Source organism: Kitasatospora sp. NBC_00039, from assembly GCF_045160625.1.
Taxonomy (GTDB): Bacteria; Actinomycetota; Actinomycetes; order Streptomycetales; family Streptomycetaceae; genus Kitasatospora.
Window position 1 is genome coordinate 4,543,355 of the sequence record NZ_CP108289.1, and the last position, 26,928, is coordinate 4,570,282.

General features: G+C 71.6%; 22 protein-coding genes and 3 tRNA genes. 10 read left to right on the top strand and 15 right to left on the bottom strand.

What is annotated here, in order from left to right; genetic code table 11:
* Window positions 1-284 precede the first annotated feature (284 nt).
* Window positions 285-935 carry a response regulator gene (locus tag OG286_RS20065; protein WP_396323001.1) on the top strand — a complete coding sequence of 217 codons (651 nt, stop codon included), beginning with the start codon at window positions 285-287 and terminating at the stop codon, window positions 933-935.
* Window positions 932-2,074: a sensor histidine kinase gene (locus OG286_RS20070; RefSeq protein WP_396322964.1), complete on the top strand. Its 1,143-nt coding sequence runs from the start codon at window positions 932-934 to the stop codon at window positions 2,072-2,074. The genes OG286_RS20065 and OG286_RS20070 overlap by 4 nt, the downstream gene beginning before the upstream one ends.
* Window positions 2,075-2,187: 113 nt before the next feature.
* On the opposite strand, the gene OG286_RS20075 is transcribed toward OG286_RS20070, so the two are convergent.
* Window positions 2,188-2,271 (bottom strand) — tRNA-Leu (locus OG286_RS20075).
* Between the two features lie 419 nt (window positions 2,272-2,690).
* Here OG286_RS20075 and OG286_RS20080 point away from each other — a divergent pair.
* The 6 genes from OG286_RS20080 to pknB all read left to right on the top strand — a co-directional run bounded on the left by OG286_RS20080 (window position 2,691) and on the right by pknB (window position 11,302).
* Window positions 2,691-3,557 carry an FhaA domain-containing protein gene (locus OG286_RS20080; protein ID WP_396322965.1) on the top strand — a complete coding sequence of 289 codons (867 nt, stop codon included), beginning with the start codon at window positions 2,691-2,693 and terminating at the stop codon, window positions 3,555-3,557.
* Between the two features lie 46 nt (window positions 3,558-3,603).
* On the top strand, window positions 3,604-4,143 hold the full coding sequence (locus tag OG286_RS20085; RefSeq protein WP_396322966.1) for an FHA domain-containing protein: 540 nt from the start codon (window positions 3,604-3,606) through the stop codon (window positions 4,141-4,143).
* Between the two features lie 53 nt (window positions 4,144-4,196).
* A complete protein-coding gene (locus OG286_RS20090) occupies window positions 4,197-5,846 on the top strand; it encodes a PP2C family protein-serine/threonine phosphatase (RefSeq protein ID WP_396322967.1) in 1,650 nt (549 codons plus the stop codon).
* Window positions 5,847-5,987: 141 nt separating this feature from the next.
* Window positions 5,988-7,457, top strand: coding sequence for an FtsW/RodA/SpoVE family cell cycle protein (locus OG286_RS20095; protein ID WP_396322968.1), 1,470 nt, complete (start codon window positions 5,988-5,990; stop codon window positions 7,455-7,457).
* Window positions 7,454-8,908, top strand: coding sequence for a peptidoglycan D,D-transpeptidase FtsI family protein (locus tag OG286_RS20100; RefSeq protein ID WP_396322969.1), 1,455 nt, complete (start codon window positions 7,454-7,456; stop codon window positions 8,906-8,908). The genes OG286_RS20095 and OG286_RS20100 overlap by 4 nt, the downstream gene beginning before the upstream one ends.
* Before the next feature lie 261 nt (window positions 8,909-9,169).
* Window positions 9,170-11,302, top strand: coding sequence for a Stk1 family PASTA domain-containing Ser/Thr kinase (gene pknB, locus OG286_RS20105; protein ID WP_396322970.1), 2,133 nt, complete (start codon window positions 9,170-9,172; stop codon window positions 11,300-11,302).
* A gap of 94 nt (window positions 11,303-11,396) precedes the next feature.
* Here pknB and OG286_RS20110 read toward each other — a convergent pair whose 3' ends face one another.
* The 5 genes from OG286_RS20110 to OG286_RS20130 all read right to left on the bottom strand — a co-directional run bounded on the left by OG286_RS20110 (window position 11,397) and on the right by OG286_RS20130 (window position 15,415).
* The gene (locus tag OG286_RS20110; RefSeq protein ID WP_396322971.1) at window positions 11,397-12,224 is read right to left on the bottom strand and encodes a class E sortase; all 828 of its coding nucleotides are present in this window, start codon (window positions 12,222-12,224) and stop codon (window positions 11,397-11,399) included.
* 66 nt (window positions 12,225-12,290) lie between these two features.
* Window positions 12,291-13,568: a class E sortase gene (locus OG286_RS20115; RefSeq protein WP_405365643.1), complete on the bottom strand. Its 1,278-nt coding sequence runs from the start codon at window positions 13,566-13,568 to the stop codon at window positions 12,291-12,293.
* Window positions 13,569-13,573: 5 nt separating this feature from the next.
* A complete protein-coding gene (locus OG286_RS20120; protein ID WP_396322973.1) occupies window positions 13,574-14,236 on the bottom strand; it encodes an aminodeoxychorismate/anthranilate synthase component II in 663 nt (220 codons plus the stop codon).
* Window positions 14,237-14,290: 54 nt separating this feature from the next.
* Window positions 14,291-14,467 carry a hypothetical protein gene (locus OG286_RS20125; RefSeq protein ID WP_396322974.1) on the bottom strand — a complete coding sequence of 59 codons (177 nt, stop codon included), beginning with the start codon at window positions 14,465-14,467 and terminating at the stop codon, window positions 14,291-14,293.
* A 186-nt stretch (window positions 14,468-14,653) separates the two neighbouring features.
* Window positions 14,654-15,415, bottom strand: a complete 762-nt coding sequence (locus OG286_RS20130) for a DUF881 domain-containing protein (RefSeq protein WP_396322975.1) — start codon at window positions 15,413-15,415, stop codon at window positions 14,654-14,656.
* Window positions 15,416-15,590: 175 nt separating this feature from the next.
* On the opposite strand from OG286_RS20130, the gene crgA reads away from it, so the two are divergent.
* Window positions 15,591-15,842: a cell division protein CrgA gene (gene crgA, locus OG286_RS20135; protein ID WP_209415492.1), complete on the top strand. Its 252-nt coding sequence runs from the start codon at window positions 15,591-15,593 to the stop codon at window positions 15,840-15,842.
* Between the two features lie 337 nt (window positions 15,843-16,179).
* On the opposite strand, the gene OG286_RS20140 is transcribed toward crgA, so the two are convergent.
* Complete coding sequence (locus OG286_RS20140; RefSeq protein WP_396322976.1) at window positions 16,180-17,085, bottom strand: rhomboid family intramembrane serine protease; 906 nt, start codon at window positions 17,083-17,085, stop codon at window positions 16,180-16,182.
* A gap of 353 nt (window positions 17,086-17,438) precedes the next feature.
* Between OG286_RS20140 and OG286_RS20145 the strand changes: the two genes are divergently transcribed.
* On the top strand, window positions 17,439-18,308 hold the full coding sequence (locus OG286_RS20145; protein WP_396322977.1) for a DUF5324 family protein: 870 nt from the start codon (window positions 17,439-17,441) through the stop codon (window positions 18,306-18,308).
* Between the two features lie 85 nt (window positions 18,309-18,393).
* On the opposite strand, the gene OG286_RS20150 is transcribed toward OG286_RS20145, so the two are convergent.
* The 8 genes from OG286_RS20150 to gyrB form a co-directional block, all read right to left on the bottom strand.
* Window positions 18,394-18,466: transfer RNA gene (locus OG286_RS20150), tRNA-Ala, on the bottom strand.
* 191 nt (window positions 18,467-18,657) lie between these two features.
* Entirely contained in the window at window positions 18,658-18,786 is a 129-nt protein-coding gene (locus OG286_RS20155; protein WP_014137031.1) for a DLW-39 family protein, read from the bottom strand.
* Between the two features lie 338 nt (window positions 18,787-19,124).
* Window positions 19,125-19,439 carry a DUF6191 domain-containing protein gene (locus OG286_RS20160; protein ID WP_396322978.1) on the bottom strand — a complete coding sequence of 105 codons (315 nt, stop codon included), beginning with the start codon at window positions 19,437-19,439 and terminating at the stop codon, window positions 19,125-19,127.
* Between the two features lie 120 nt (window positions 19,440-19,559).
* A tRNA-Ile gene (locus OG286_RS20165) sits at window positions 19,560-19,636 on the bottom strand.
* A gap of 16 nt (window positions 19,637-19,652) precedes the next feature.
* Entirely contained in the window at window positions 19,653-21,038 is a 1,386-nt protein-coding gene (locus OG286_RS20170) for a class I SAM-dependent methyltransferase (RefSeq protein WP_396322979.1), read from the bottom strand.
* A 241-nt stretch (window positions 21,039-21,279) separates the two neighbouring features.
* Window positions 21,280-22,032, bottom strand: a complete 753-nt coding sequence (locus OG286_RS20175; protein ID WP_396322980.1) for a DUF3566 domain-containing protein — start codon at window positions 22,030-22,032, stop codon at window positions 21,280-21,282.
* Window positions 22,033-22,183: 151 nt separating this feature from the next.
* On the bottom strand, window positions 22,184-24,736 hold the full coding sequence (gene gyrA / locus OG286_RS20180; protein WP_396323002.1) for a DNA gyrase subunit A: 2,553 nt from the start codon (window positions 24,734-24,736) through the stop codon (window positions 22,184-22,186).
* 107 nt (window positions 24,737-24,843) lie between these two features.
* Window positions 24,844-26,859 (bottom strand): DNA topoisomerase (ATP-hydrolyzing) subunit B, encoded by a 2,016-nt coding sequence (gene gyrB, locus OG286_RS20185; RefSeq protein ID WP_396322981.1) that lies wholly within the window; start codon window positions 26,857-26,859, stop codon window positions 24,844-24,846.
* Between the last annotated feature and the right edge of the window lie 69 nt (window positions 26,860-26,928).

Here is a 26,928-nt window from a genome sequence, read left to right on the forward strand (position 1 = left end):
GGGCGCCCGCACGGGCCCGACGGACTGACCGGCGGCCCGGGAACCGCGGCCGTGGAACCGCAAAGGGGCAGCCAACTCCATGGTTCCCCACCCGAGGTGAGAATTGCGTGAACCCGGTTGCCGATTCCGACCCCCGCCGAACGGCGGGGGTCCGCCCGCCGCGCGTTTCGGCACCCCGGGCCGTCACGCCCTAGTCTCGGACTGCTCAGGGAGACTGCACCGAACGGACCGGCCCGCCCGGCCGCCCGAACCGAGGAGGGACCATCACCACCACCCGCGTGCTGATCGTGGACGACGAGATCCTGGTCCGCTCCGGCCTCGGCCTCATCGTCGGTTCCGCGCCCGATCTGGAGGTGGTCGGCGACTGCTCCGGCGGCCAGGCCGAGCAGTGCGTCCAGCGCCTGCGACCGCACGTGGTGCTGCTCGACATCCGGATGCCCGACCTGGACGGCATCTCGGTGCTGCGCCGGCTGCGCGCCCTGCCCGAGCCGCCGGCCGTGGCGATGCTCACCACCTTCGACAGCGACGAGTACATCGGTACCGCGCTGCGCGCCGGCGCGGCCGGGTTCCTTCTCAAGGACACCGCCCCGGACCAGCTCGTCCACGCCGTCCGGGTGCTCGCGGCCGGCGGCAACATCCTCTCCCCGACCGTGACCCGCACCGTGATCGGCGGCTACGTGGACGGCGGCGGCCCGGACGCCGAGGCCGCCACGCTGGCCCGCACCCTCACCGGCCGCGAGCTCGACGTACTGGCGCTGCTCGGCGAGGGCCTGTCCAACGCCGAGATCGCCGACCGCCTCTTCCTCGGCACCGGCACCGTGAAGGACCACATAAGCGCGATCCTCGGCAAGCTCGGCGCCGCCAACCGGGTCCAGGCCGCCGTCATCGCCCACCGGGCCGGTCTGGTCCGGCCCAAGCCCGGCGACGGGGCATGACCGCCGAGCCGGCCCCCGCCAGACGCACCCCGGCCTGGTTCACCGCACCCTGGCTGATGCTGCTGCTGCCCACCCTCTACTCCCTGGTGGACGCCGCGCTGGTGGCCCGGGACGCGCCTTGGTGGCAGGTGACGCTCTCCACGCTCGCCGCCGTCGTCCTCCTCTGGCGCCGGCGCTTCCCGGTCACCGTGCTGCTGCTGACCATGCCCGGCAGCTACATCGACGACATCTGGCTCGCCCCGATCACCGCCGTCTACACGGTGGCCGCCGAGCGCTCCAGCCCGCGCGTGGTGGTGCCGTGCGCGACCCTCTTCGCCCTGGTCGAGTTCTTCCACTGGCCGATCTCCGAACAGAGCTTCGCCCTCAGCCGGGACACCGCGCTGTACGCCATCCAGTCCGTGATGCTGGCCGCCGGCCCGGCCGCCACCGGCATGCTCGCGCGGACCAGGCGGGAGCTGGCGGCCCGGCTGGACGAGCTGACCCGGGGCCAGGAGCGGGAGAGCCGGCTGCTCGCCGAGCGGGTGCTGATCAGCGAGCGCGGCCGGCTCGCCCGGGAGATGCACGACGTGGTCTCCCACCAGGTCAGCCTGATCAGCATCCAGGCCGGCGCACTCCAGGTCAGCACCGCCGACCCTGCCGCCGCGGCCACCGCCCGGACCATCCGGGAGCTCTCCGTGCGCACCCTCGACGAGCTGCGGCAGATGGTCGGGGTGCTGCGCGCCGCCGGCACGCGCGGGGACGCCCCGCTGGCCCCGCAGCCCCGGCTGGCCGATCTGACCCGGCTGATCGAGGAGAGCGGCCTGGCCGCCGAGGCCGAGCTGTCCCCCGGTGACCGGCCGTGGCCGGAGGCGGTCGAACGGGCCGCCTACCGCACCGTGCAGGAGGCGCTCACCAACATCACCAAGTACGCCCCGGCCGCCGCCGTGCACGTGAAGGTCCGGGCCCGCGGCCACCGGCTGCGGGTGGAGGTCCGCAACGACGCCCCGCCGGTCCGGCCCGCCGAGACCCTGCCCGGCGGCGGCCACGGCCTGGTCGGCCTGCGCGAGCGCGCCCAGCTGCTCGGCGGCACCCTGTCGGCCGGCCCGACCGCCGACGGCGGCTTCGAGGTCCGCGCCGACCTCCCCGCCTCCCGCGGCTGAAGCCACCGGCCACCGGGGGGCCGCCCGGTGGCGGCCCGGTCGGAGCCGCCCGGGTGGGACTCTCCGGGGAACGAGAAAGCCCCGCAGATCCGAAGATCTGCGGGGCTTCGCTGTGCGCGAGGGGGGAGTTGAACCCCCACGCCCTTTCGGGCACTGGAACCTGAATCCAGCGCGTCTGCCTATTCCGCCACCCGCGCATGGGTGTTTGTCGTGGTTGCCAGCCGATCAGCCGACCCGCTCGGTACCATATGGCCTTCGCGGTTCTTCGATCCGGCTCCCTTGCGGGCGCCCCTTCCGACGTGGAAAACAGTAGCACGACCTGCGGGTCACCTCCGAATCCGTTTCCCGGGGAGGCCGAGCGCATCCGAACGGATGCCCGGCGAACAGGCGGGCGAGGGATGGCAGCCCCCTCAGGCGGGTAGCCCTGGCATGCTGCCGCCGGGATGCGTCACCCTGTGTGTCCGAGCCCACCTGCGGTCACCACTCGGTCGGGGAACCGTACGGATGGCCCCGGCGTGGATACGATCAGTACGGAAGTACCGCAAGTAGGCGTCACCGGCTCTCCCCCGGGATCCGGTCGGCAGGCAGGCGAACGAACCCTGGAAGGGGGTGCCCCATGGGAGTGCTGAAGAAGTTCGAGCAGCGACTTGAGGGTCTCGTCAACGGCACCTTCGCCAAGGTGTTCAAGTCCGAGGTCCAGCCCGTGGAGATCGCCGGCGCTCTGCAGCGCGAGTGCGACAACAACGCGAGCATCTGGAACCGCGACCGCACGGTCGTGCCCAACGACTTCATCGTCGAGCTGAGCCCGCACGACTTCGAGCGTCTGAGCCCCTACTCCGGCCAGCTGGGCACCGAGCTCGCCGGAATGGTCCGCGAGTACGCGGAGGCCCAGCGTTACTCCTTCATGGGCCCGCTCCAGGTGAACCTGGAGAAGGCCGACGACCTGGACACCGGCCTGTACCGGGTGCGCAGCCGCACGCTGGCCTCCGAGGAGCCGCAGCAGCAGGCCCCGGCGCAGCCCGCCCCGGGCGGCTACGGCCGCCCGCCGGCCGCCCCGGCCCCCGGCGCACCGTGGCAGCAGCAGGGCGCCGCCCAGTACAGTGCGCCCCCGCCGCCGGCCGCGCCCCCCGCCATGCCCCCGGGCCAGCCCGCTCCCGCCGGCGGCAACGTCCGCCCGTTCCCCGGCGCCGGCCACGGCACCTCGGTCCGCCGCTGGATCGAGGTGAACGGCGCCCGCCACCAGATCACCGGGAACGCCTGCGTGCTCGGCCGCTCCACCGAGGCCGACGTGCGGATCGACGACCCCGGGGTCTCCCGCAAGCACGCCGAGATCCGTCCCGGAACGCCCTCGATGGTGCTCGACCTGGGGTCCACCAACGGCATCGTGGTGGACGGACAGCACACCCAGCGCGCTACGCTCCGCGACGGCTCTCGAATCGTCGTGGGCTCCACCACCATCGTCTACCGACAGGTCGAAGGGTAGTGTCCGATTTGTTCGCTCGCTTCGCTCACTCACGGGCGGGCCGGCCATGTCAGAACTGACCCTCACGGTCATGCGGCTGGGCTTCCTCGCCGTACTGTGGCTGTTCGTCATCGTCGCGGTCCAGGTGATCCGCAGTGACCTGTTCGGGACGCGGGTGAACCCCCGTTCCTCCCGCCGTGGCGGCGCCGCCGCGGCGGCCGCTGCGCCGGCCCCCGCGCCCGGGCGCGCCCCACAGGGCCCGTCCGGCGCCCCCGCTGTCCAGCAGACCCAGGGCGGCGGGCGCCGCCGCGGTGCCCCGACCCAGCTGGTCGTGGTGGCGGGCTCGCTGGCCGGCACGACCGTTGCGCTACAGGGCCAGACCATCACGCTGGGCCGCGCGCACGACTCCACCATCGTGCTGGACGACGACTACGCGTCCTCCCGGCATGCCAGGATCTATCCGGATCAGACTGGGCAGTGGACGGTCGAGGATCTAGGCTCCACCAACGGCACCTATCTGGACCGGCAGCGCCTGACGGCGCCGACGCCGCTCCAGCCGGGCATGCCGATCCGTATCGGCAGGACCGTCATCGAACTGCGGAAGTAGTAGCGCATGAGGGACAGCATCCCGTCCATGACCCAGAGGGGGGCTCAGGTCGCATGACCCTGGTGCTGCGCTTCGCCGCCGGCTCCCACAAGGGGCTGATCCGGGAGGGTAACGAGGACTCCGGCTACGCCGGGCCACGGCTGCTGGCCGTGGCCGACGGCATGGGCGGCGCCGCGGCCGGCGAGGTCGCGTCCTCCGAGGTGCTCGGCTCCATCGTCCGGTTGGACGAGGACGTGCCCGGCGCCGACCTGCTGACCCTGCTCGGCGAAGCCGTCCAGGGTGCCAACGACCGCCTCCGGCAGATGGTCGAGGAGGACCCGCAGCTGGAGGGCATGGGCTGCACCCTCACCGCGATGCTCTGGACCGGGCAGCGGATGGGCCTGGTGCACGTCGGCGACTCCCGCGCCTACCTGCTGCGGGACGGCTCGCTGGTGCAGATCACCCAGGACCACACCTGGGTGCAGCGGCTGGTCGACGAGGGCCGGATCACGCCCGAGGAGGCCGAGACCCACCCGCAGCGCTCGCTGCTGATGCGGGCGCTGGACGGCCGCGGCCAGGTCGAGCCCGACCTGTCGATCCGCGAGGTCCGGGCCGGCGACCGCTACCTGATCTGCTCCGACGGCCTCTCGGGCCCGGTCAGCCACCAGACCCTCCAGGACACGCTCGGGAGCTTCTACTCCCCCGAGCAGACCGTGCAGGAGCTGATCCAGCTCGCGCTGCGCGGCGGCGGTCCGGACAACATCACCTGCATCGTGGCGGACGTCATCGACGTCGGCGCCACGGACACCCTGAGCGGCCAGTTCAACGACGTCCCGGTGGTCGTGGGCGCGGTCGCCGAGACCCCGCCGTCCTCGGCCGCCGCCGACCAGTCGATCCGGGACACCCCGGCCGGCCGGGCGGCCGGCCTCGGGCGCTCCCCGCAGGGCGCCTTCGGCCCCGCCGAGGGCTACGACGCCGGCTACGGCGCCGCCCCGGCCGGCTTCGGCCCGGCCGAGGGCTACGACGCGGGCGAGCCGCCGGTCTACGGCACCGAGGAGTTCGACGACGAGGAGCGGCCGAAGCGCAAGGGCAAGGCGCTCAAGCTCTCGCTGGTCGGGCTGGTCACCCTCGGCCTGCTCGGCGGCGCCGGCTTCTTCGGCTACCAGTGGACCCAGGACCAGTACTACGTCGGCGCGGACGGCGACCACGTCGCCGTCTACCAGGGCCTCAACCAGAGCCTGGCCGGCCTGAGCCTGTCCTCGGTGCACACCTCGCACAAGGACATCGAACTCAAGTACCTGCCGCAGGACCAGCGCACCCTCGTCGCCAACACCATCACGGCCAGCAGCCTCGGCGACGCCGACGACAAGGTGAGGAAGCTGCGCGAGCAGGCCGCGTTCTGCCACAGGGTCGCGGACACCCGGGCCAACGCCGCCAACCAGACGGCCGGCACCCCCGCCGCCGGGCAGCCGGGCACCGCGCCCGCCGCGGCGGTGTCGCACGTCGGGTTCGTGACGGCCACCTCGCCCAGCCCGGCGGCGACCAACCGGGGCCCGGCGGCGGTCGCGCCCAGCGCCGCCCCCACCACCCCGACCCCGACCCAGACCCCGAGTACGGCGGCTCCCAGCCAGAGCGCCGCCGCCCCGGCCACCGGGCCGCAGAACGACCTGCCCGGCTTCAGCGACGAGGAGCGGCAGAAGGCCGACTCCTGCCCGAAGCCGTGACGGCCGCGACCCGACATAGGCCCGCCCGGAGCGGGCCTACCGGCCGTCAGGGAGCGGCCACGAAGTGAGACAGCGAAGCGAGCGAACCGTCGAAGGGCCTGTGCGGGCGACTGCCCCTGCCGAGCGGAGCGAGGTGGGAGCATGAGTACGTCTGATGTGAGCAACGGCGCGAACAGCCGGGCCGGGAACGTGCCGGCCGACCGCGCCTCCTCCCGGCGCCGGGGCAACACCACCATCTCCCCCCAGGGCACGCCCAACCGGCGCAACACCGAGCTGGCGATGCTGGCCTTCGCGGTGGTGCTGCCGGTCCTGGCGTACGCCAACGTGGGCCTGGCCATGGACGACTCGCTGCCCGCCGGCATGCTCGGCTACGGCCTCGGCATGGGCGCGCTCGCGCTGATCGCGCACCTGCTGATGCGCCGCTTCGCGCCGTACGCGGACCCGCTGATGCTGCCGATCGCCACCCTGCTCAACGGGCTCGGCGTGGTGATGATCTGGCGGCTCGACAAGGCCGGGAAGCTGCTGCACAACAACTACCCCGCGGCCGCCAACCAGCTGATGTGGTCGGGCCTCGGGGTCGCGTTCTTCATCTTCGTGATGATCTTCCTGAAGGACCACCGGGTCCTCCAGCGCTACACCTACATCTCGATGGCGGCGGCCCTCGTGCTGCTCGCGGCGCCGGCCTTCTTCCCGGCCCGCAAGGAGGACTTCGGCGCCAAGATCTGGATCCGGATGGGCGCCTTCTCGATCCAGCCCGGTGAGTTCGCCAAGATCATCCTGACCGTCTTCTTCGCCGGCTACCTGATGGTGAAGCGGGACGCCCTGGCGCTGGCCAGCCGCCGGTTCATGGGCCTCTACCTGCCGCGCGGCCGCGACCTCGGACCGATCATCGTGATCTGGCTGCTCAGCCTGCTGATCCTGATCTTCGAGAACGACCTCGGCTCGTCCTTCCTGTACTTCGGCCTCTTCGTGGTGATGCTCTACGTCGCCACGGAGCGCACCAGCTGGATCGTCTTCGGCCTGCTGATGTCCGTCGGCGGCGCCGTCGCGGTGGCCTCCACCGCGAGCCACGTCAAGGTCCGCATCGACGCCTGGCTCGACCCGATGGCCGCCTTCGGGCCCAAACCGCCACCGGGCTCGACCGAACAGATCGGCCAGTCGCTGATGGCGCTGGGCTCCGGCGGGGTCACCGGCTCCGGCCTCGGTCAGGGTCGCTCCTGGCTGATCGACTTCGCCGCCAAGAGCGACTTCATCCTCGGCTCGTTCGGCGAGGAGCTCGGGCTCACCGGCCTGATGGCGATCTTCATGCTCTACGCCCTGCTGGTCCAGCGCGGCCTGCGCACCGCGGTCGCCGCCCGCGACCCGTTCGGCAAGCTGTTTGCCGTCGGCCTCTCCTCGGCCATGGCGCTCCAGGTCTTCGTGGTGGCCGGCGGCGTCACCGGCCTGATCCCGCTCACCGGTATGACCATGCCGTTCCTCGCCCAGGGCGGGTCCTCGGTGGTCGCCAACTGGGCCCTGGTCGCGATCCTGCTGAAGATCAGCGACAGCGCCCGCCGCCCCGGGGCGGAACCGGCCCCGGCCACCGAGACCCAGGGGGGAACCGCCTCGTGAACAAGCCGATCCGCCGGGTCTCGATCTTCTGCCTCGTCCTGATCCTGGCCCTGATGGTGCGCACCAACTGGGTGCAGGGGGTCCAGGCCGACGCCTGGGCCACCAACAAGAACAACAAGCGCCAGGTCTACGACCGGTACGCCCACCCGCGCGGCAACATCGTCGTCGGCGGGCAGCCGGTCACCCAGTCCGACTTCGTGAACGGCCTGCGCTTCAAGTACAAGCGCTCCTACACGGACGGGCAGCTCTACGCCCCGGTCACCGGTTACACCTCGGCGTTCCAGAACACCGGTCTCGAGGGCCTGGAGGACGACTTCCTCTCCGGCACCGACGACCGGCTGTTCTTCCGCAACACCCTGGACATGCTGACCGGGGAGCAGAAGAAGGGCGGCGACGTCCTCACGACGATCAACGCCAAGGCCCAGAAGGCCGCTTTCGACGGCCTCACCGGCAAGAAGGGCGCGGTGGCGGCTATCGACCCGCGCACCGGGGCGATCCTGGCGCTGGTCTCCACCCCGTCCTACGACCCCAGCACCTTCGCCGGCTTCGAGTCGTCCGACTCCAAGGCCTACAACGACCTGCTCAACGACCCGAACAAGCCGCTGCTCAACCGCGCGCTGCGCGAGACGTACCCGCCCGGTTCGACGTTCAAGCTGGTCACCGCGGCGGCGGCGTTCGAGAACGGCGTGTTCCAGGGCATCGACGACCAGACCCAGACCCCGAAGCCGTACGTCCTGCCGGGCACCAAGACCGAGCTCAAGAACGAGAGCGACAACGAGCCCTGCGAGAACGCCACGCTCAAGGTCGCCATGGACTGGTCCTGCAACACCGTCTACGGGAAGATCGGCGCCGAGCTCGGCAAGGAGAAGATGCGGGCCCAGGCCGAGAAGTTCGGCTTCAACAGCACGGTGGACACCCCGGTCCGCTCCGAGAAGAGCGTCTTCCCGACCGACTCCACCCCGGACGGGGTCGCGCTGGACTCGATCGGCCAGCACGACACCCGGGCCACCCCGCTGCAGATGGCCATGGTCTCCGCCGCGATCGCCAACAACGGCTCGCTGATGCAGCCGTACCTGATCGACCAGGAGCGCTCGGCCTCGCTGACCACCATCTCCAAGCACACCGAGAAGCAGTTCTCCCAGGCGATGAGCCCCGCCACCGCGCAGAAGCTGCAGGACATGATGGTCTCGGTGGTCGAGAACGGCACCGGCAAGAACGCCAGGATCCCGGGCCTGACCGTGGGCGGCAAGACCGGTACCGCGCAGCACGGCGAGGACAACGCCGGCCTGCCGTTCGCCTGGTTCACCTCGTACGCCAAGACCGCCGACGGCCAGTCCGTCGCGGTGGCGGTCGTGGTCGAGGACGGCTCCAACAACCGTGACGGCATCAGCGGCGGCCGGCTGGCCGCGCCCATCGCCAAGGCGGTCATGCAGGCCGCTCTCGGCAAGTAGGGGGCGGCGTCACGGGTGAGTGGAATGTCACGATCGGCACCCCCGTCCGGATACCGGTCTGGTATCGGCCGACGGGCGGCTCCGGTCCGGCGCCGTGCGACCGGTAGCGTATCCGCAAGCAGCGGGTGTGCCCGTTGCCGCCCGCGAGGCGTCACAGGGTCCTGATCGCAGAACCACCCGGGGCCGGGCCGGCGTCACTCAGAGCGTGCGGGGACACCTACGTCACAACCTCACCGGCGGGTGAGGGAGAGGGTCGGAACTATGGAAGAGCCTCGTCGCCTAGGCGGCAGGTACGAGCTCGGCGGCGTCCTCGGACGCGGCGGCATGGCCGAGGTGTACCTCGCCCATGACTCCCGGCTCGGCCGTTCCGTCGCAGTGAAGACGCTCCGGGCCGACATGGCCCGCGATCCGTCCTTCCAGGCCCGCTTCCGTCGTGAGGCACAGTCCGCGGCGTCGCTGAACCACCCCGCCATCGTCGCCGTGTACGACACCGGCGAGGACTACATCGACGGCATCTCCATCCCGTACATCGTGATGGAGTACGTCGAGGGGTCCACCCTGCGCGAGCTGCTGCACTCCGGCCGCCGGCTGCTGCCGGAGCGTGCGCTGGAGATGACCATCGGCATCCTCCAGGCCCTGGAGTACTCGCACCGGGCCGGCATCGTGCACCGCGACATCAAGCCCGCCAACGTCATGCTGACCCGGCAGGGCAACGTCAAGGTCATGGACTTCGGCATCGCGCGGGCGATGGGCGACGCCGGGATGACGATGACGCAGACCTCCGCCGTCATCGGCACCGCCCAGTACCTCTCCCCCGAGCAGGCCAAGGGCGAGCAGGTCGACGCCCGCTCCGACCTCTACTCCACCGGCTGCCTGCTGTACGAGCTGCTGACCGTGCGCCCGCCGTTCGTCGGCGACTCGCCGGTCGCGGTGGCGTACCAGCACGTCCGGGAGGAGGCGCAGCCGCCGTCCGTCTTCGACCCCGAGGTGCGCCCCGAGATCGACGCGATCGTGCTGAAGGCGCTCGCCAAGGACCGCGACTACCGGTACCAGAGCGCCGACGAGATGCGCGACGACATCGAGCGCTTCCTCGACGGCCTGCCGGTGGCCGCCGCCCAGCAGGCCGCCGCGTACGGCATGGGCGCCGGCGGGTACGGCTACGACCAGAACGGCTACCCGCAGCAACACGACCCGTACGGCCAGACCAACGTGCTGCCGCAGCAGCCCGGCGGGCCCACCACGGTGCTGCCGCAGGCCGGCGGCCAGCCCGGTTACGGCCAGCAGCCCGGTTACCCGGACGACGGCTACGGCCAGACCTACGCGGGCGGCCCGGGCGGCGGCAACGACGGCTACGACGACGGCCACCGCGGCGGCCGTCGCGGCGAGGAGCCCCCGAAGAAGAGCAGCACCTCCTGGATCGTGCTGGCGGTCGCCGCCGTACTGGTGCTGGTCGGCACCTTCTTCGTCGCCCAGGCGATGTTCAACAACAAGAAGGACACCGCCAAGGAGGCGCCCAAGATCGCGGCGCCGAACCTGGTGGGCAAGAGCCTGGCCGAGGCCAGGACCGTGGCCCAGCAGGCCGGTCCCAAGCTGGTGGTGACCGAGGGCGAGAAGATCGCCTGCCCGGACTCCACCATCAAGAAGGACCAGGTCTGCACCCAGACCCCCGCGGCCCCCACCCAGGTCGCCGAGACCGCCACGATCACGGTGCAGCTCTCCTCCGGCCCGGCCAAGGCGAACGTGCCGAGCGTGGTCGGCAAGACGAAGGACCAGGCCACCAAGGCGCTCGCCGACGCCGGCTTCACCAACGTCACCACCGAGTACAAGGACGACGACACCGCTCCCCAGGAGACGGTCACCGCCCAGGACCCGGCGGCCAGCGCGCCCGGTGACCCGGCCGCCCCGGTCAAGCTCACCGTCTCGCAGGGCAAGACCAAGGTCACCGTGCCCAACGTGCTCGGCCAGCAGAAGGAGGCCGCGCAGGCCGCGCTGGAGAGCGCCGGCTTCCAGGTCGACGCCTCGAAGACCACGGCGACCAACGACCCGACCAAGGTCAACACCGTCGCCTCGCAGTCGGTCCCGGCCAACAGCAAGGCCCCGGCCAACGCGAAGATCGTCCTGACCGTCTTCAAGGCACCGGACAAGGCCACCGTCCCGCCGCTGCAGAACGTCCTGGTCAAGGACGCCATCAAGCAGCTGCAGCAGGCCGGGCTGGGCTACACGCTGCTCGGCTCGCAGGACCCGAACGGCATGGTCACGGGTTCCATGCCGGCCGCGGGCACCCAGGTGGATCCGAACACGTCGATCACCCTGGTGGTGAAGGCGCCGGAGCCGACCAAAGGGGGCGACTCCCCCAACCCCTCACCCTCCAACACCAAAGGGGGCACCCCCTAGCCGCCCGTTCCCCTGGTTCTGAGGCCGGAACCGCCCGAGGGCCCGTCGCAACCTCTGCGACGGGCCCTCGGGCGTCTCCGGCCCTGCGGCGCGGTCAGTGGCGCAGCTCCGGCGGCGGAGTGCGCTTGGCGTCCATGTCGTCCACCCGGACCAGGCTGCCCCAGACCGCCATCCGGTAGCGCGAGGTGTAGACCGGGGTGCAGGTGGTCAGCGTGATGTAGCGGCCCGGGCCCTGGTAGCCGGAGCCCTTGGGGACGGGCGCCACGATGCCGGTGTCGTACTTGGAGGTCTCCGGCAGGGTGTTGTCGACCTTGTAGACGTACCACTTGTCCTTGGTCTCGACCACGATCGCGTCGCCCTTGTGGACGGCGTCGAGGTCGTGGAACTTCGCCCCGTGGCCGTCCCGGTGCGCGGCCAGCGCGAAGTTGCCGGTCTCGTCCCAGGGCATCGCCGCCCGGTACGGCTGCTCGTACACCCCGGCGACGCCCTCGGCCAGGGTGGTGGTGTCGGTGCCCATCCGGATCAGCACCTGGAAGTCCTTGCCCATCGCCGGGACGTGCAGGAAGCCGACCCCGTCACCCGCGCCGTAGGCCGGGCCGGGCGCGGCGGGAGCACCGCTCGCGGCGGGAGCACCGGGGGTGGCCGTCGCGCCGGGGGCGGCCGGGCGAGCGGTGGCCGGGCCGGCCGCCCAGGAGCTGCGCAGCTTGTCGGAGGCCCGGTCCGCCGAGGCGTCGGCCTGCACGTTGGTCCACCAGAGCGAGTACGCGACGAAGAGGCCGAGCACGAGGCCCAGGGTGATCAGCAGCTCGCCGAAGACGCCGAGGGCGGCCAGCGCACGGCTGCGCCCCCTGCCTGCCGGCGGGGGCGGGGGTGGCGGGAAGGCCTCCTCGGCCGCCGGTTGCGCCGTCGCGTCCTGGGTCACTGTGCTCCCCCTCGTACCTGTCCACGGGTGCGGCGGCAGTCCGCCGCACCCCTGCTGCCTCGGGCCCTAGCCGACCGTGAGTCCTGGCGGCTTGCCCTGGCTCCGCGGCCGTTCCTCGATCATCTTGCCAAAGACGATCAGGCGGGCCTTGGAACTGAACTCCGGGGTGCAGGTGGTCAGGGTGATGTACCGACCGGCCTGGCCGTACCCGGAGCCGTTGGGCACCGGCTTGATCACGCTCACGTTGGACGGCGGCGTCTCCGGGATGCCGCCGGTGACCTCGTACGTGTAGTACGCAGTCGCGGTCTCCACCACGATCTTGTCGCCCTTGGTGAGCTGGTTGATGTGCCGGAACGGCTCACCGTGGGTGTTGCGGTGCGCGGCCAGCGCGAAGTTGCCGGTCTTGTCGGCCGGCATCCCGGTGCCCGTGTAGTGGCCGACCAGGCCCTTGTCGAGCACCGCCGGCTTGGAGGTGCCCTCGGCGATCGGGAACTTCAGGCCCAGCTTCGGCAGGTGGATGATCGCGAAGCCCTTGCCGGGCTCGAAGGTCTCGGGCTTGGCCGGATCCGGTGCCGGCGGCCCGGCCGCACCGGGCGCCGGCTGGGCGGCGCCGAACTGCTGCTCCAGCTGGTTGCGGGCGCCGTCGGCGGCCGCGTCCGCCTGCACGTTGGTCCACCAGAGCTGGTAGGAGACGAACAGCAGCATCACCAGGCCGAGCGTGATGCAGAGCTCACCGACGAAACGGGCGGCCACCACGGCCACCGACTCCTTGGGGCGCGCGGGCCCTCCGGCCGCGGCCCGGCCGCTCGCCCGGCGGCGCCCGCCGCCCGAGCGCACCGACATCCGGCCCTGCGCGGCCCGGCGCCGTTCCGCCCGGCCGCCGACCGGCGGCGCGTCCGCACCGACGGCGGCCGGCAGGAGACGCAGCTGAAGGGTCTGGTCGGCCAGCCAGGGGTACTCGGGCTGGTCCGGGACACCGGGGCCCCCGGCGCCGCCAGGGCCGTCAGGGGCGCCTGAGCCGCCCTGCCGGGGCCCGTGGGGCTGCCGGGGAGGTTCGGCCTGCTCGTAGACGCCCCAGGCGTCCTCGGCCCCGCCCTGCGCCGGGTGGCCCGGCCGGCCGGGGACGGCCCCGCCCTGCGGGAACTGCTGCGCCTGGTACGGGTCGTACTGGCCGCTCTGGCCACTCCTGCCGTACTGCTCGGTCTGGCCGTTCTGGCCATTCTGGCCGTTCTGGCCGTTCTGGCCATTCTGGCCGTTCTGCGGGCCCTGGCCGTAGCCGTACCGGTCGCCCTCGTGCGGGCCGGACCCCGACTGGTAACGCCCCTCCGGACGCACCGCGGTCACGCGGCTCAGCCCCGGCCGATCACCGGGGCGAGCCCGGCCGAACGGCCGACGGCCAGCGGATCGCCGCACTCGGCCAGCCAGTTGGCGAGCATCCGGTGCCCGCCCTCGGTGAGCACCGACTCCGGGTGGAACTGCACGCCCTCGACCGGCAGCCCGCGGTGGCGCAGCCCCATGATCACGCCGCTCTCGGTCCGGGCGGTGACCACCAGCTCGTCCGGCACGGTGGCGGGCTCGACCGCCAGCGAGTGGTAGCGGGTCGCGGTGAGCGGCGAGGCCAGGCCCTCGAAGACCCCGCCGTCCTCGTGCTCGACCAGCGAGGTCTTGCCGTGCAGCAGCTCGGGCGCCCGGCCGACCACCGCGCCGTACGCGACCGCGATCGACTGCAGACCGAGGCAGACGCCGAAGACCGGCAGCCCGATCGCCGCGCAGTGGTGGACCATCTCGATGCAGACCCCGGCCTCCTCCGGCGCACCGGGCCCGGGGGAGAGCAGCACCCCGTCGAAGCCCGTCGCCCCGTCACGGCGCACCGCGTGCTCGACCGTCACCTCGTCGTTGCGCACCACCTCGCAGGTGGCGCCGAGCTGGTAGAGGTACTGGACCAGGTTGAAGACGAAGCTGTCGTAGTTGTCGACGACCAGGATGCGGGGCGGGGTCGGCTGGGTGGTCATTCGCGCGCTATCTCCGTGGGATGCGGGGGCTGGGAGGAGGAGCAGGGCCGCCGGTCAGCCGGCGGCGCCGTCGCCGCCGTCCACTGTGACGTCACCGAAGGGGAGCAGCGGTTCCGCCCACGGGAAGACGTACGTGAAGAGGAGGTAGACCACCCCCACGACGAGGAGCAGCGAGATGAAGGCCCGGACCAGGGAGTTCCCCGGGAGGTGACGCCAGATCCAGCCGTACATGGTGCTCCCTCGACGTAACAGACTGGGGACAAGAGTAGACCCGTGATCCGCGGCCGCGGGGCGGGCTTCCCACAGTGGCACCGGCCCGTCGCCGCCCGGCCGTTGCCGCCCGCCGCCGGCCCCGCCCGCGACGGCGCGCCCACCGCCGGCCGCCCGCTCCCGGTGGCCCGCCGCGGGCCCGCCCCGCTACTGGCCGGTCGCCGAGCGCAGGTCGGCGGTGCCGGAGTAGCCGGGCACGGTGAGGTCGCCGCTCTCCTGGACCTTCCAGCCCAGCCCGTAAGCCTGCACGTACTGCAGGTAGTTGCGGATGGTCGGGTCCGTCTCCACCGCCGTCCGCAGCCCGTCGGTCTTCCCGACCGCCTTGACCACGTAGGGCGGCGAGTAGACCCGTCCTTGCAGCAGCAGGGTGTTGCCGACGCAGCGGACGGCGCTGGTGGAGATCAGCCGCTGGTCCATCACCTGCACGCCCTCCGCGCCGCCGTGCCAGAGCGCGTTGACCACCGCCTGGATGTCCTGCTGGTGGATGACCAGGTCGTTGACGCCGGGCTCGGGCACCCCGGGGATGCGCGCGGTGGCGTTCGGCGGGGCGTCGTTGAGGGTGACGGTCAGGCCGGGCCCCTGCAACGGTTCCAGCGCGGCGCCCTGCCGGAGCGCGTCCTGCCGGGAGGCCTCGGCCGGACTCCCGCCCTGCTGCTCGGTGAGCTCCTGCGAGCGGGCCTGGAGGTCGGCGAGCTGCGCCTGCGACTGCTGGTTCTGCGCGCTGCGCTGGCGTATCACGTCGCTGAGGCTGAGCAGCGAGTTGTCGGTGCGCAGGTCGGTCCCGCGGGCGGTCTGCGCGCTGATGTAGAAGAGCAGCCCGGCGAGCGCGAAAACCGCGCAGGTCAGGGCACGGCCGACAATTCGGGTGCCGGAGGCGCGGGTACGGGCCGGCCGAGGGGGAATCGACAAATTAGTCACCGTACCCTTATCTCCTTCGGACCCGCCGAACCACTACGCTAACGGACGCCGGTGGCACGTGCGGGGGCGGTCCCCATAGCGTTCTCCACAACCGCCACTGCCGGCCGCCCGACCCCCCCGGTGAACCCCTGCGCGGTCTCACAGCGCATCGACAGGAGAGCTCCTCGTGCCGAAGTCTCGACTCCGCAAGAAGTCCGATTACACGCCGCCGACCACGGCCGCCGCGGTGAAGATCAGCACGGGCCGCAGCTGGGTAGCCCCCCTGATGCTGGCCCTGTTCCTGGTCGGACTGGTGTGGATCGTCACCTACTACGTGACCAGTGGCAGCTGGCCGGTCGAGAGCTGGCACAACTGGAACATCCTGGTGGGCTTCGGCTTCATCGCGGCGGGGTTCGGCGTCTCCACCCAGTGGAAGTGACGCCGGGGCTCCAGCCCTGAGCGCATTCCGCCGTCCCGGGCGAGTCCGCCCGGGACGGCGCTGTGGTGCGCCCGGACGCGGTGGTGCGGATCGGCTCCGTGGAGTTCGCCGTCGGTTATCCCGCTTATCGCGCTTATCCACATGGTTATCCACACTGGGGAAAAGTCCCCACCGCCTGTGGATAACTCACGCCGGGTGCGCTTGCCACACCCCCGCACGCCATCCGCCGAATGCCGAACAGCCGCAGCAGGACACGCGTAGAACAGTGGTCCACAGGGCAGTAGCCCAACTGGCTGTGCACTACTCCCCACCCGCTGTGGACAAACGTCCGGATGCGTCACCCGCCGTAGCGGGCCATCCCGACCAGGACCATCAGCAGCACCAGGCCCGCCACCGCGACCACCGTCAGCGTCTGGACCGGCACCCGGCGGTCCCGGGGGGCGTACATCAGCCCGATCGCGGTCAGCGTCCCGGCGACCAGCCCGCCGATGTGCGCGCGCCAGTCGATGCCGGTCACCGAGAAGGTGACGATCAGGTTGAAGACCAGCAGCGCGACCACGGGGCCGAGCGGCGCCCTGACCCGCTTGTACATCACCACGGTGGCGCCGAGCAGGCCGAAGATGGCGCCGGAGGCCCCCAGCGAGTTCATGAAGCCGCCGGCCAGCAGGAAGGCGAAGGCGCTGCCGGCCAGACCCGAGAGCAGGTAGACGGCCAGGAAGCGGAGCCGGCCGAGCGCCATCTCCAGCGTCGGGCCGATCACCCACAGCATCACCATGTTGGTGGCGATGTGCCAGGGCTCGATGTGGAGGAAGGTCGCGGTCAGCAGCCGGTACCACTGGTCCGGCCCGGCCGCGACGCCGTACGGGAAGCCGGTGATCTGCGGGCCCACGCTGAACAGCGAGAGGTCCTCGGACAGCCACGGCTTGAGCACGTAGGCCGCGAGGACGAAGACCACCAGGTTGATCCCGACCAGGGCCTTGGTGACCAGCGCACCGTCCGCGGTCAGCTGCCCGCCGAACCGGGTCGTCGCCTGCCGCACCTCCCGGTTGGCGCCGTGGACGCACTCCGGGCAGTGGAAGCCCACCGAGGCGTTCACCATGCACTGCGGGCAGATCGGCCGGCCGCACCGGGAACAGCCGATCCCGGTCTCCTGCTCGGGGTGCCGGTAGCAGCGCGCCGGGCCGGTCCAGCCCTCGGGCCCCGGGGTCCGGTCCGTCGGCGGCCTGGGCTCGTCCGGGAGCATCAGCGGTTTCCCCTTCTCGCACGCCTGCTACACGATCCCGGCGACGCCCCGCCGAACGGGGTACCACCGGGATCGCCAGCGTACTGCGGCGCGCCCGGCCGCGGGCGGTCCGCGCCTCCCCCCTCGTCCGCTCCCCGCCTCCCCGCTCGCCGTCTCCCCGCACCGTCCACGGCCCTCGTACGGTCCGCTCCGGTGCCCGCCACCTCCACCCCGTCTCCCCCGCCTCCCCGGCCTCCTCCGCTCCGCCCGCCCCGCGTACGGCCCATCCCGGAATGCTGAGGGACAAATCAACATGCATGATCAGCATTCAGGTGGATATGTGCATAAAGGACGCCACCCAGGAGGAGAGACTCGTGACCCGTTTGGACTCAGCTCGTGAGACGGCCGGCAAGACCCGGGACACCCTCGCGCCCTACGCCGCCACCGCCAAGGAAACCGCGGTGAACCTCGCGGACGGCGCCAAGCAGCGCCTGGGGCCCGCCCTGGACTCGATCGGGCCGAAGGCCGCCCACGCCGCCCACCATGCCCGCGTCCAGTACGACAAGCGCATCGCCTCGCAGCTCGGCCACGCCTTCGCCAGCCTGCCGCCCGAGGCCCAGCAGAACGCGCTCAAGGCCCTGCACCGCGCCCAGGAGGCCGCGCTGGCCGCCCGGCTCTCCGCGGCCCACGCCCGGACCACCGTCGGCCCGAGGGTCGCCCACGTGGTCGACGGGGCCCGCGCCACCGTCGTCCCGGTCGCGCAGGAGGCCCACACCCGCGGCGCCGCCGCGCTGACCGCCCTGCACGGCCACGTCACGTCCGCCGAGATCAGCGACCTGGCCGCCCGGAACCTCAAGAAGGAGCACCGCAACGGCTGGGCCACCGGCCTGGCGGTGGCCGGCGCCGTCGCGATCGGCAGCGGCATCGTGGCCTGGCAGTGGTGGCGCCACCACAGCAACCCCGAGTGGCTGGTCGAGCCACCGGCCACCGGCTCCGCCGCCGCGCCCCAGCACTCCGGCGGCGCCCACGCCGCCGGCAGTGCCGGCAGCAATGCCGCCGGCGGGGCCGACACCCTGGTGAACGGCTCCACGGCCGGGCCGGCCTCCGGCGGCACCTCCGACGCCGCCACGGCCCCTGACGAGGCCGAGGCCGGCACCGGCGCCCCCAAGCCCGGCCCGACGCCCGGCAAGCCCGGCCCCGGCGACGACCACCCGAAGCCGCACGACCCGCGCAAGCCGCACTGACCGGCGGCCGTGACCGCCCGCCCCCGCAAACGCCGATCGGCCGCTGACCCGGATTCAGGTCAGCGGCCGATCGGCTTTACCACTGTGGAGCTTAGGAGACTCGAACTCCTGACATCTGCCTTGCAAAGGCAGCGCTCTACCAACTGAGCTAAAGCCCCTCGACGGCACTGTGCGCACCGCCGGGCACTAGCGTACCGGGTTCCGGCGCGAATCCCACGCCCTCCCCGGCACCTCATGCCCGAACGGTGCCAGGAAGCCGGCCCGCCCGGTCACCAGACCGGGCCGACCGGCCCGGGAGACGCCGGTGCGGCGCCTCCGAAGATCGTCGATCGTCAGATCGTCCGGGTCCTCAGCGACCGGCCGGGACCGGGTCGGTGGCCTCGGTCCACAGGTCCTGCTCGGCGCGGTCCGCCTGGACCTGACGGTAGACAAAGAAGCCGCCGAGGGCGACCAGGGCGACCAGGAGAAGCTTCTTCACCGCGGGACCTCGTCCTTCTTGCGTAGCGGACTCAACAGCCGTGCCCCGACCGGATGGCCGGGTCGACGAGTCCATGAATTGTTACGAGCACGAACGGGCGGCCGGGTGCCAGACTGCCCTTGCGGCCGATGATACACACCGGTGTCCCAATCGTGACCAGCCACCGCTGCCTCCAACCGACCGGTCCGGCCGGAGGATTGACGCCGCACCTTCTGTCGTACGGTCGGCCCGGCCCGGGGGAGCCCGGAAGCCGGCCCGGGCGCGGCCCGAACCCGGCCGGACCCCGACCCGGGCTCCGCCGGACACCACCCTTGACCTGCCCCGTAGCGGTCCAGGACCTAGCCCCGCGCCGGCGGGACCACCACTGCGGTACCGGCCGCGAGGTCCACCCTGGTCCGCGGCGGCACCACCTCGCCCTCCTCGTCGCGCAGCATCAGCGTGCTGCGCCGCTCGTCGAGCTCGTGCTGCTTGCCCGCCGCGAACTGCGCGTGCAGCTGCTCGAACCCGGTCGCCGAGACCTGCCCCTCCCGGCCCGTCCCCCGCCAGGGGATCCAGCGCGACTTCCGTGCCCAGAGCGCCAGCTGGTCGACGACGGCCAGCGCGACCAGCGCACAGACCAGCCCGGGAATGCTCATCGCCCAGAACAACGCCATATCGCCACCGCCTCCACACCCGCCCTACCCGTACAACCCCCGGGCCGGGCACGCGGTTCCGGCAGACGGCCGCGGGAACGCCGAAGGGCCCGGAGCGAGATCGCTCCGGGCCCTTCGCGGTGGTGGGCCTAACAGGACTTGAACCTGTGGCCTCTTCCTTATCAGGGAAGCGCTCTAACCGTCTGAGCTATAGGCCCTTGCCGCACTGAAAGATTAGCGGACCGACGGCCGATCTCCAAAATCCGGTCCGGCAGGGCTTGCGGCAGGGCTCTGCTGGTGGGGGGCGGTAGCGGGGCGGAGCAGCCACTCCTCGCGGGTGGCCGGGAGGTGGGCGGCGCCCTCTGGACCGGTGCGGACGGCGAGGATCTGGTTCACACCGATCCGGTTCTCCTCGAAGGCGAGCGCCGAGGCCGCCATGTAGAGCCGCCAGACCCTGGCCCGCCCGCGGCCGGCCAGGCGGACCGCCTCCGTCCAGCGCGCCTCCAGGTTGGCCACCCACTCGCGCAGGGTCAGCCCGTAGTGCTCGCGCAGTGACTCGACGTCGCGCACCTCGAAGCCGGCCTCCTCCAGCCGGGCCACGGTGGAACCGACGGGGGAGAGCTCGCCGTCCGGGAAGACGTAGCGGTCGATGAACGGGCTGGGGCGGTACGGCTCGCCGGGGTGGTCCGGGCGTCGGGCGATCTGGTGGTTGAGCAGCCGGCCGCCGGGCACCACGAGCCGGTAGAGCCCCTCGGCGTAGACGCGGTACTGCGCGGCGCCGACGTGCTCGGCCATGCCGACGCTGGAGATCGCGTCGAACGGGTCGTCCTGGATCTCGCGGTAGTCCTGCAGGCGGATCTCCACCCGGCCTGCCAGGCCGGCCTCCTCGACCCGGTGGCGGGCCAGCGCGACCTGCTCGGCGGAGATGGAGACGCCGACCGCCGTGACGCCGTAGTGCCGGGCCGCGTGCAGCACCAGCGAGCCCCAGCCGCAGCCGACGTCCAGCAGCCGCATCCCGGGCCGCAGGCCGAGCTTGCGGCAGATGAGGTCGAGCTTGGCCTCCTGGGCCGCCTCCAGGCTCTTGGCGGCGGGCGCCCAGTAGGCGCAGGAGTACACCATCGACGAGCCCAGCACGAGGCCGTAGAAGTCGTTGCCGACGTCGTAGTGGTGGCTGATGGCCGCGCGGTCCCGGTTGCGGCTGTGCAGCCGCCCCTGGACCGTCCTGGCCTCCTCCGGCGGCGGTGCGGGCTGCGGGCCCAGCGCACCGGCCCGCAGCAGGACCCCCAGCGCCCGGCGGCCCTTGGGGCCGAGGACGTCGTCCGGGCGCAGCCGCAGCCGCCGGATCTCGGGGCGCTCGGAGAAGTGCGCGACGGCCGTCAGCACCTCGTAGAGGTCGGTACCGGGGGCGACTTCGAGGTCCCCCGCGACATAGGCCCGGGCCAGGCCCAGCTCGCCCGGCTGCCAGAGCAGGCGGCGCAGTGCCCGCCGGTTGCGCAGCACGACGGTGGGTGCCCCCGGCGGCCCGGCCGTGCTGCCGTCCCAGATCTGCACCCGCAGCGGCACCGGGAGCCCCAGGAGCCCCTCCAGGGCCTCGACCAGTTGCCTTGCGAGCTGAGCCATCGCGCGCCTCCGTCCAGCCGTACCTGCACAGCCGTACCAGCCCCGGCCGGTCGGGCCGGGGGCGGCCAGCGGCACTCGGAAGCTCGGAACGAGCGCACCCAGCTAATCCCACCGCGGCGGGCGCCGAACCGGGCGGCACGCCGCGGGGGCCGGCTGTCACCCGAATGCCGACGGGCCCCGCAGGCTGGAACAGCCTGCGGGGCCCGCTCATTCCGTCCGCGGAGGGAATTCTGACCGAGAGTCAGTCCTCTTCGGCCAGGGTCAGCTCGATGCCACCGGTGAAACCGGCCGCGGCGTTGTAGATGAACGCCGACAGCGTGGAGAGCGCGGTCAGCAGCACCACGTCGACCAGCGCGATCAGCGAGGTGAAGGTCATCACCTTGCCGAACCCGACGTAGTCCATCAGGTTGATGCCGCTGTTCGGGGCCTCGCCGGCGGTGACCTCCTTGAGGGTCTTCGTCAGCGAGTCGAAGACGCCGAGCGAGTCCAGCGTCATCCACAGCACGGCGGCCGCCACGATGATGATGATCCCGACCGCCACCGACAGCAGGAAGCTGACCTTCATGACCGACCACGGGTCGGCCTTGGTCACCCGCAGCCGGGCCTTGCGGGTCCGGCCCAGGCCGGAGCCTGCGGCGGCCGGCGCGGCGGCCGGACGGCGCGGTGCACCGCCCGCGACCGGCGTGCCGCCGGGCGGGGTGTTACCGCTCACCCGGGTGCCCCGGGGCGGCGTCGGCTGCCCCTTGGCGTACGTGGTCGGCTGCGAGAACCCGCCCCCACCGGGCGCCGGGGCGCTCGGCGGCGGAGGCGTGGCCGACTGGCCGCCGTACGTCGCCCCGCCGCCCTGGCCCGCCGCACCGACCGGTGGCATCAGCGAGGTGGACGAGGCCGGGTGCTCGGCCGGCGGCTGCGGCACCCCGTAGCCCCCGCCGCCCTGTGCTGCGCCCGGACGGCCGCCGGTGGCTCCTCCCGCAGCACCCGTGGCTCCACTCACTGGTCCTCCCGCACTTCCCACCAGGACGGCGGCACCGCCCTGCGTCGTCACTCGTCATCCAGCGCCCGGCGGGATTGCCCGGAACTGGTCGGCGGCCGATGCCGCCGCGCCCTCTTCATCTGGACGCGGCGGCACCGGCCTGCGGTTCGGATCAGGCCTGGGCGTCGTCGCCGACCGCCGTCACCGTACCCTCGGCCACCTCGGGGGACTCGGCGCCTTCGACCTCGTCCTCCATCGACTCCTCGTCCTCGGCCTCCGCGTTGCGGGCCATGCCCACGACCGCATCGCGCTTTCCGAGGTTGATCAGTTGGACGCCCATGGTGTCACGTCCGGTTTCACGAACCTCGGAAACCCTCGTGCGGATCACCCCACCCGACAGGGTGATCGCCATGATCTCGTCGGTGTCGTCGACCACCAGGGCGCCGACCAGCGAACCCCGGCCCTCGACGATCTTCGCCGCCTTGGTGCCGTAGCCACCGCGTCCCTGGACACGGTACTCGTCCACCCCGGTGCGCTTGGCGTAGCCGCCGTCGGTGGCGGTGAAGACGTACGTGCCCGGGCGGACGACGTTCATCGAGAGCAGCTCGTCGTCCTCGCGGAAGGCCATGCCCTTGACGCCGGAGGTGGCGCGGCCGGTGGGCCGCAGGGCGTCGTCGGTGGCGGTGAACCGGATCGACTGGGCCTTCTTGGAGACCAGCAGCAGGTCGTCCTCGGCGGAGACCAGCTCGGCGCCGATCAGCTCGTCGTCCCGGCCCTGCTCGTCCTGGCGCAGGTTGATCGCGATCAGGCCGCCGGAGCGCGGGGAGTCGTAGTCCTTCAGCGCGGACTTCTTCACCAGACCGGCCCGGGTGGCGAGGACGAGGTAGGGCTTGTCCTCGTAGGTGCGCACGGCCATCACCTGGGTGATGTGCTCCTCCGGCTGGAAGGCCAGCAGGTTGGCCACGTGCTGGCCGCGGGCGTCGCGCCCGGCGTCGGGCAGCTCGTAGCCCTTGGCGCGGTAGACCCGGCCCTTGTTGGTGAAGAACAGGATCCAGTTGTGCGTCGTCGTCACGAAGAAGTGGTCGACGATGTCGTCCTGCTTCAGCTGGGCACCGCGCACGCCCTTGCCGCCGCGCTTCTGCGAACGGTAGAGGTCGGAGCGGGTCCGCTTGACGTAGCCGCCACGGGTGATCGTGACGACGATGTCCTCCTCGGCGATGAGGTCCTCGATGGAGAGGTCGCCGTCCGAGGGGATGAGGGTCGAGCGCCGCTCGTCGCCGTACTTCTCGACGATCGCGGTGAGCTCCTCGGAGATGATCTCCCGCTGGCGGACCGGGGAGGCCAGGATCGCGTTGTACTCGTCGATCTTGCGCTGCAGCTCGTCGTGCTCGTCCATGATCCGCTGGCGTTCCAGGGCGGCCAGCCGACGCAGCTGCATCTCCAGGATCGCGTTGGCCTGGAGCTCGTCGATGGTGAGCAGGTTCATCAGGCCGCTGCGGGCCGCGTCGGCCGACTCGGAGGCCCGGATCAGCGCGATGACCTCGTCGATCATGTCCAGCGCCTTGAGCAGGGCGCGCAGGATGTGCGCGCGCTCCTCGGCCTTGCGCAGCCGGAACCGGGTGCGCCGGACGATGACGTCGACCTGGTGGTTGACCCAGTGCCGGATGAAGGCGTCCAACGAGAGCGTGCGCGGCACGCCGTCGACCAGGGCCAGCATGTTGGCGCCGAAGTTGGTCTGCAGGTCGGTGTGCTTGTAGAGGTTGTTCAGCACGACCTTGGCGACGGCGTCGCGCTTGAGCACGATCACCAGTCGCTGACCGGTGCGCGAGGAGGACTCGTCGCGGACGTCGGCGATGCCGGCGACCTTGCCGTCCTTGACCAGGTCGGCGATCTTCAGTGCGAGGTTGTCCGGGTTGACCTGGTACGGCAGCTCGGTGATCACCAGGCACTGGCGGCCCTGGATCTCCTCGACCTCGACCACCGCACGCATGGTGATCGAGCCGCGCCCGGTCCGGTACGCCTCCTCGATCCCGCGGCGGCCGACGATCAGGGCGCCGGTCGGGAAGTCCGGGCCCTTGATCCGCTCGATCAGGGCCTCCAGCAGCTCCTCGTTGGAGGCGTCCGGGTGCTCCAGCGCCCAGAGCGCGCCGGAGGCGACCTCGCGGAGGTTGTGCGGCGGGATGTTGGTGGCCATGCCGACGGCGATGCCGGTGGCACCGTTGATCAGCAGGTTGGGGATGCGCGCGGGCAGGACGGTGGGCTCCTGCGAGCGGCCGTCGTAGTTGGCGGCGAAGTCGACGGTCTCCTCGTCGATGTCGCGCATCATCTCCATGGCCAGCGGCATCATCTTGCACTCGGTGTAGCGCATGGCCGCGGCCGGGTCGTTGCCCGGCGAGCCGAAGTTGCCGTTGCCGTCCACCAGCGGCATCCGCAGCGACCACGGCTGGGCCAGGCGGACCACGGTGTCGTAGATCGAGGTGTCGCCGTGCGGGTGGTAGTTGCCCATGACGTCGCCGACGACGCGGGCGCACTTGTAGTAGCCCTTCTCGGGGCGGTACCCGCCGTCGTACATCGCGTAGAGCACGCGCCGGTGCACCGGCTTGAGGCCGTCGCGGACCTCGGGCAGCGCGCGGCTCACGATCACGCTCATCGCGTAGTCGAGGTAGGAGCGCTGCATCTCGGTCTCGAGCTCGATCGGCTCGACCCGGGACACGAAGGTGTCGATGGCGGTGCTGGCGTCCGGCTGCTCGCCGTCGGGACGGTTGTCGTCGACCACTGGTGGTCAGTTTCCTTTCACGCGTGACTGGACTGTGCTGGCAGGGGCGGGCCCCGTCACACGTCCAGGAAGCGGACGTCCTTGGCGTTGCGCTGGATGAAGGAGCGGCGGGCCTCGACGTCCTCGCCCATCAGGACGGAGAAGAGGTCGTCGGCGCGGGCCGCGTCCTCCAGGGTGACCTGCATGAGCAGACGGTGGGCCTGGTCCATGGTGGTGACGCGCAGCTCCTCGGCGTTCATCTCGCCGAGACCCTTGAACCGCTGGATCGCGTCGTCCTTGGGCAGCCGGCGCCCGGCCGCCACGCCCGCGGCGATGGTGGCGTCGCGCTCGCGGTCGGAGTAGACGTAGTCGAAGTCGTCCTTGCCCCACTTGATCTTGTACAGCGGCGGCATCGCCAGGTACACGTACCCGGACTCCACCAGCGGCCGCATGAAGCGGAACAGCAGGGTGAGCAGCAGGGTGCGGATGTGCTGCCCGTCGACGTCGGCGTCCGCCATCAGGACGATCTTGTGATAGCGGAGCTTGGACTCGTCGTAGTCCTCCTGGATGCCGCAGCCGAAGGCCGAGATCAGCGCCTGGACCTCGGTGTTCTGCAGCACCTTGTCGATCCGGGCCTTCTCGACGTTCAGGATCTTGCCGCGGATCGGCAGGATGGCCTGGATACGCGGGTCACGGCCCTGCTTGGCGGAGCCGCCGGCGGAGTCACCCTCGACGATGAAGATCTCGCACTCGGACGGGTCCTTGGACTGGCAGTCACTCAGCTTGCCCGGCAGCGAGGCGGATTCCAGCAGGCCCTTGCGGCGGGTCAGGTCGCGCGCCTTGCGGGCGGCGACGCGCGCGGTGGCGGCCTGGATGGACTTGCGGATGATGTCCGCGGCTTCGTTGGGGTTGCGGTCGAGCCAGTCGTTCAGCTGCTCGTGGACGACCCGCTGGACGAAGGTCTTCGCCTCGGTGTTGCCCAGCTTGTCCTTGGTCTGGCCCTCGAACTGCGGCTCGCCGAGCTTGACCGAGATGATCGCGGTCAGACCCTCGCGGATGTCCTCGCCGGAGAGGTTGTCGTCCTTCTCGCGGAGCAGCTTCTTGTCGCGCGCGTAGCGGTTCACCAGGCCGGTCAGCGCGGCGCGGAAGCCCTCTTCGTGGGTACCGCCGCCGTGCGTGTGGATGGTGTTGGCGAAGGAGTAGACACCCTCGGTGTAGGAGGAGTTCCACTGCATCGCGACCTCGACCGAGATCGACTTGTCCTTGTCCTCCGCCTCGAAGTCGATCACCGAGGGGTGGATCACCTCGCCCTTGCGGGAGTTGAGGTGGGTGACGAAGTCCGCGATGCCGCCGTCGTACTTGTACGTGACCGAGAGCGGATTGCCGTCCTCGTCCAGGTGCTCGGGGCGCTCGTCGGTCAGCGAGATGCTCAGGCCCTTGTTGAGGAACGCCATCTCCTGGAAGCGCCGGGAGAGCGTCTCGAACGAGTAGACCGTGGTCTCGAAGATGTCGCCGTCGGCCCAGAAGGTGACCGTGGTGCCGGTCCGGTCCGTCGCCTCGCCCTTGGCCAGGGGGGCGGCCGGGGCGCCCATCTTGTAGTCCTGGGTCCAGATGTTGCCGTCCTTGTGGATCTCCACGGAGAGCCTGGTGGACAGCGCGTTCACCACGGACACGCCGACGCCGTGCAGACCGCCGGAAACGGCGTAGCCGCCGCCGCCGAACTTGCCGCCGGCGTGCAGGACGGTGAGCACGACCTCGACGGCCGGCTTGTCCTGGCCGGGGACGATGTCCACCGGGATGCCGCGGCCGTTGTCCACGACGCGGATCGCGCCGTCGGCCATGATCGTGACGTCGATGGTGTCGGCGTACCCCGCCATCGCCTCGTCGACGGAGTTGTCCACGACCTCCTGCACCAGGTGGTGCAGGCCACGCTCACCGGTCGAGCCGATGTACATGCCGGGGCGCTTGCGGACGGCGTCGAGGCCTTCCAGCACCTGGATGTTGCTGCCGGTGTAGGAGGCCTGGTCGGTCTGGTCTGGGGTCTGGCTGGGGTTGCCGGAATCGGCCACGAAGCGCCCTCTCTGGCACAGCACGGGCCGCATCCCCGCCCCGTGTGGGCGGGCGTGCGACCACGGCGTTTCGACTCGGTTGCCACTAGCAAC

What these genes read in the sequence shown, in the direction of transcription:
- OG286_RS20125 (WP_396322974.1), bottom strand. Translation starts at nt 14,467, where the DNA reads ATGTACGGCTGGATCTGGCGTCACCTCCCGGGGAACTCCCTGGTCCGG.
- OG286_RS20095 (WP_396322968.1), top strand. Translation starts at nt 5,988, where the DNA reads ATGAGTACGTCTGATGTGAGCAACGGCGCGAACAGCCGGGCCGGGAAC.
- OG286_RS20160 (WP_396322978.1), bottom strand. Translation starts at nt 19,439, where the DNA reads ATGGCGTTGTTCTGGGCGATGAGCATTCCCGGGCTGGTCTGTGCGCTG.
- OG286_RS20120 (WP_396322973.1), bottom strand. Translation starts at nt 14,236, where the DNA reads ATGACCACCCAGCCGACCCCGCCCCGCATCCTGGTCGTCGACAACTAC.
- OG286_RS20140 (WP_396322976.1), bottom strand. Translation starts at nt 17,085, where the DNA reads ATGCTCCCGGACGAGCCCAGGCCGCCGACGGACCGGACCCCGGGGCCC.
- OG286_RS20080 (WP_396322965.1), top strand. Translation starts at nt 2,691, where the DNA reads ATGGGAGTGCTGAAGAAGTTCGAGCAGCGACTTGAGGGTCTCGTCAAC.
- OG286_RS20070 (WP_396322964.1), top strand. Translation starts at nt 932, where the DNA reads ATGACCGCCGAGCCGGCCCCCGCCAGACGCACCCCGGCCTGGTTCACC.
- OG286_RS20090 (WP_396322967.1), top strand. Translation starts at nt 4,197, where the DNA reads ATGACCCTGGTGCTGCGCTTCGCCGCCGGCTCCCACAAGGGGCTGATC.
- pknB (WP_396322970.1), top strand. Translation starts at nt 9,170, where the DNA reads ATGGAAGAGCCTCGTCGCCTAGGCGGCAGGTACGAGCTCGGCGGCGTC.
- OG286_RS20085 (WP_396322966.1), top strand. Translation starts at nt 3,604, where the DNA reads ATGTCAGAACTGACCCTCACGGTCATGCGGCTGGGCTTCCTCGCCGTA.
- OG286_RS20170 (WP_396322979.1), bottom strand. Translation starts at nt 21,038, where the DNA reads ATGGCTCAGCTCGCAAGGCAACTGGTCGAGGCCCTGGAGGGGCTCCTG.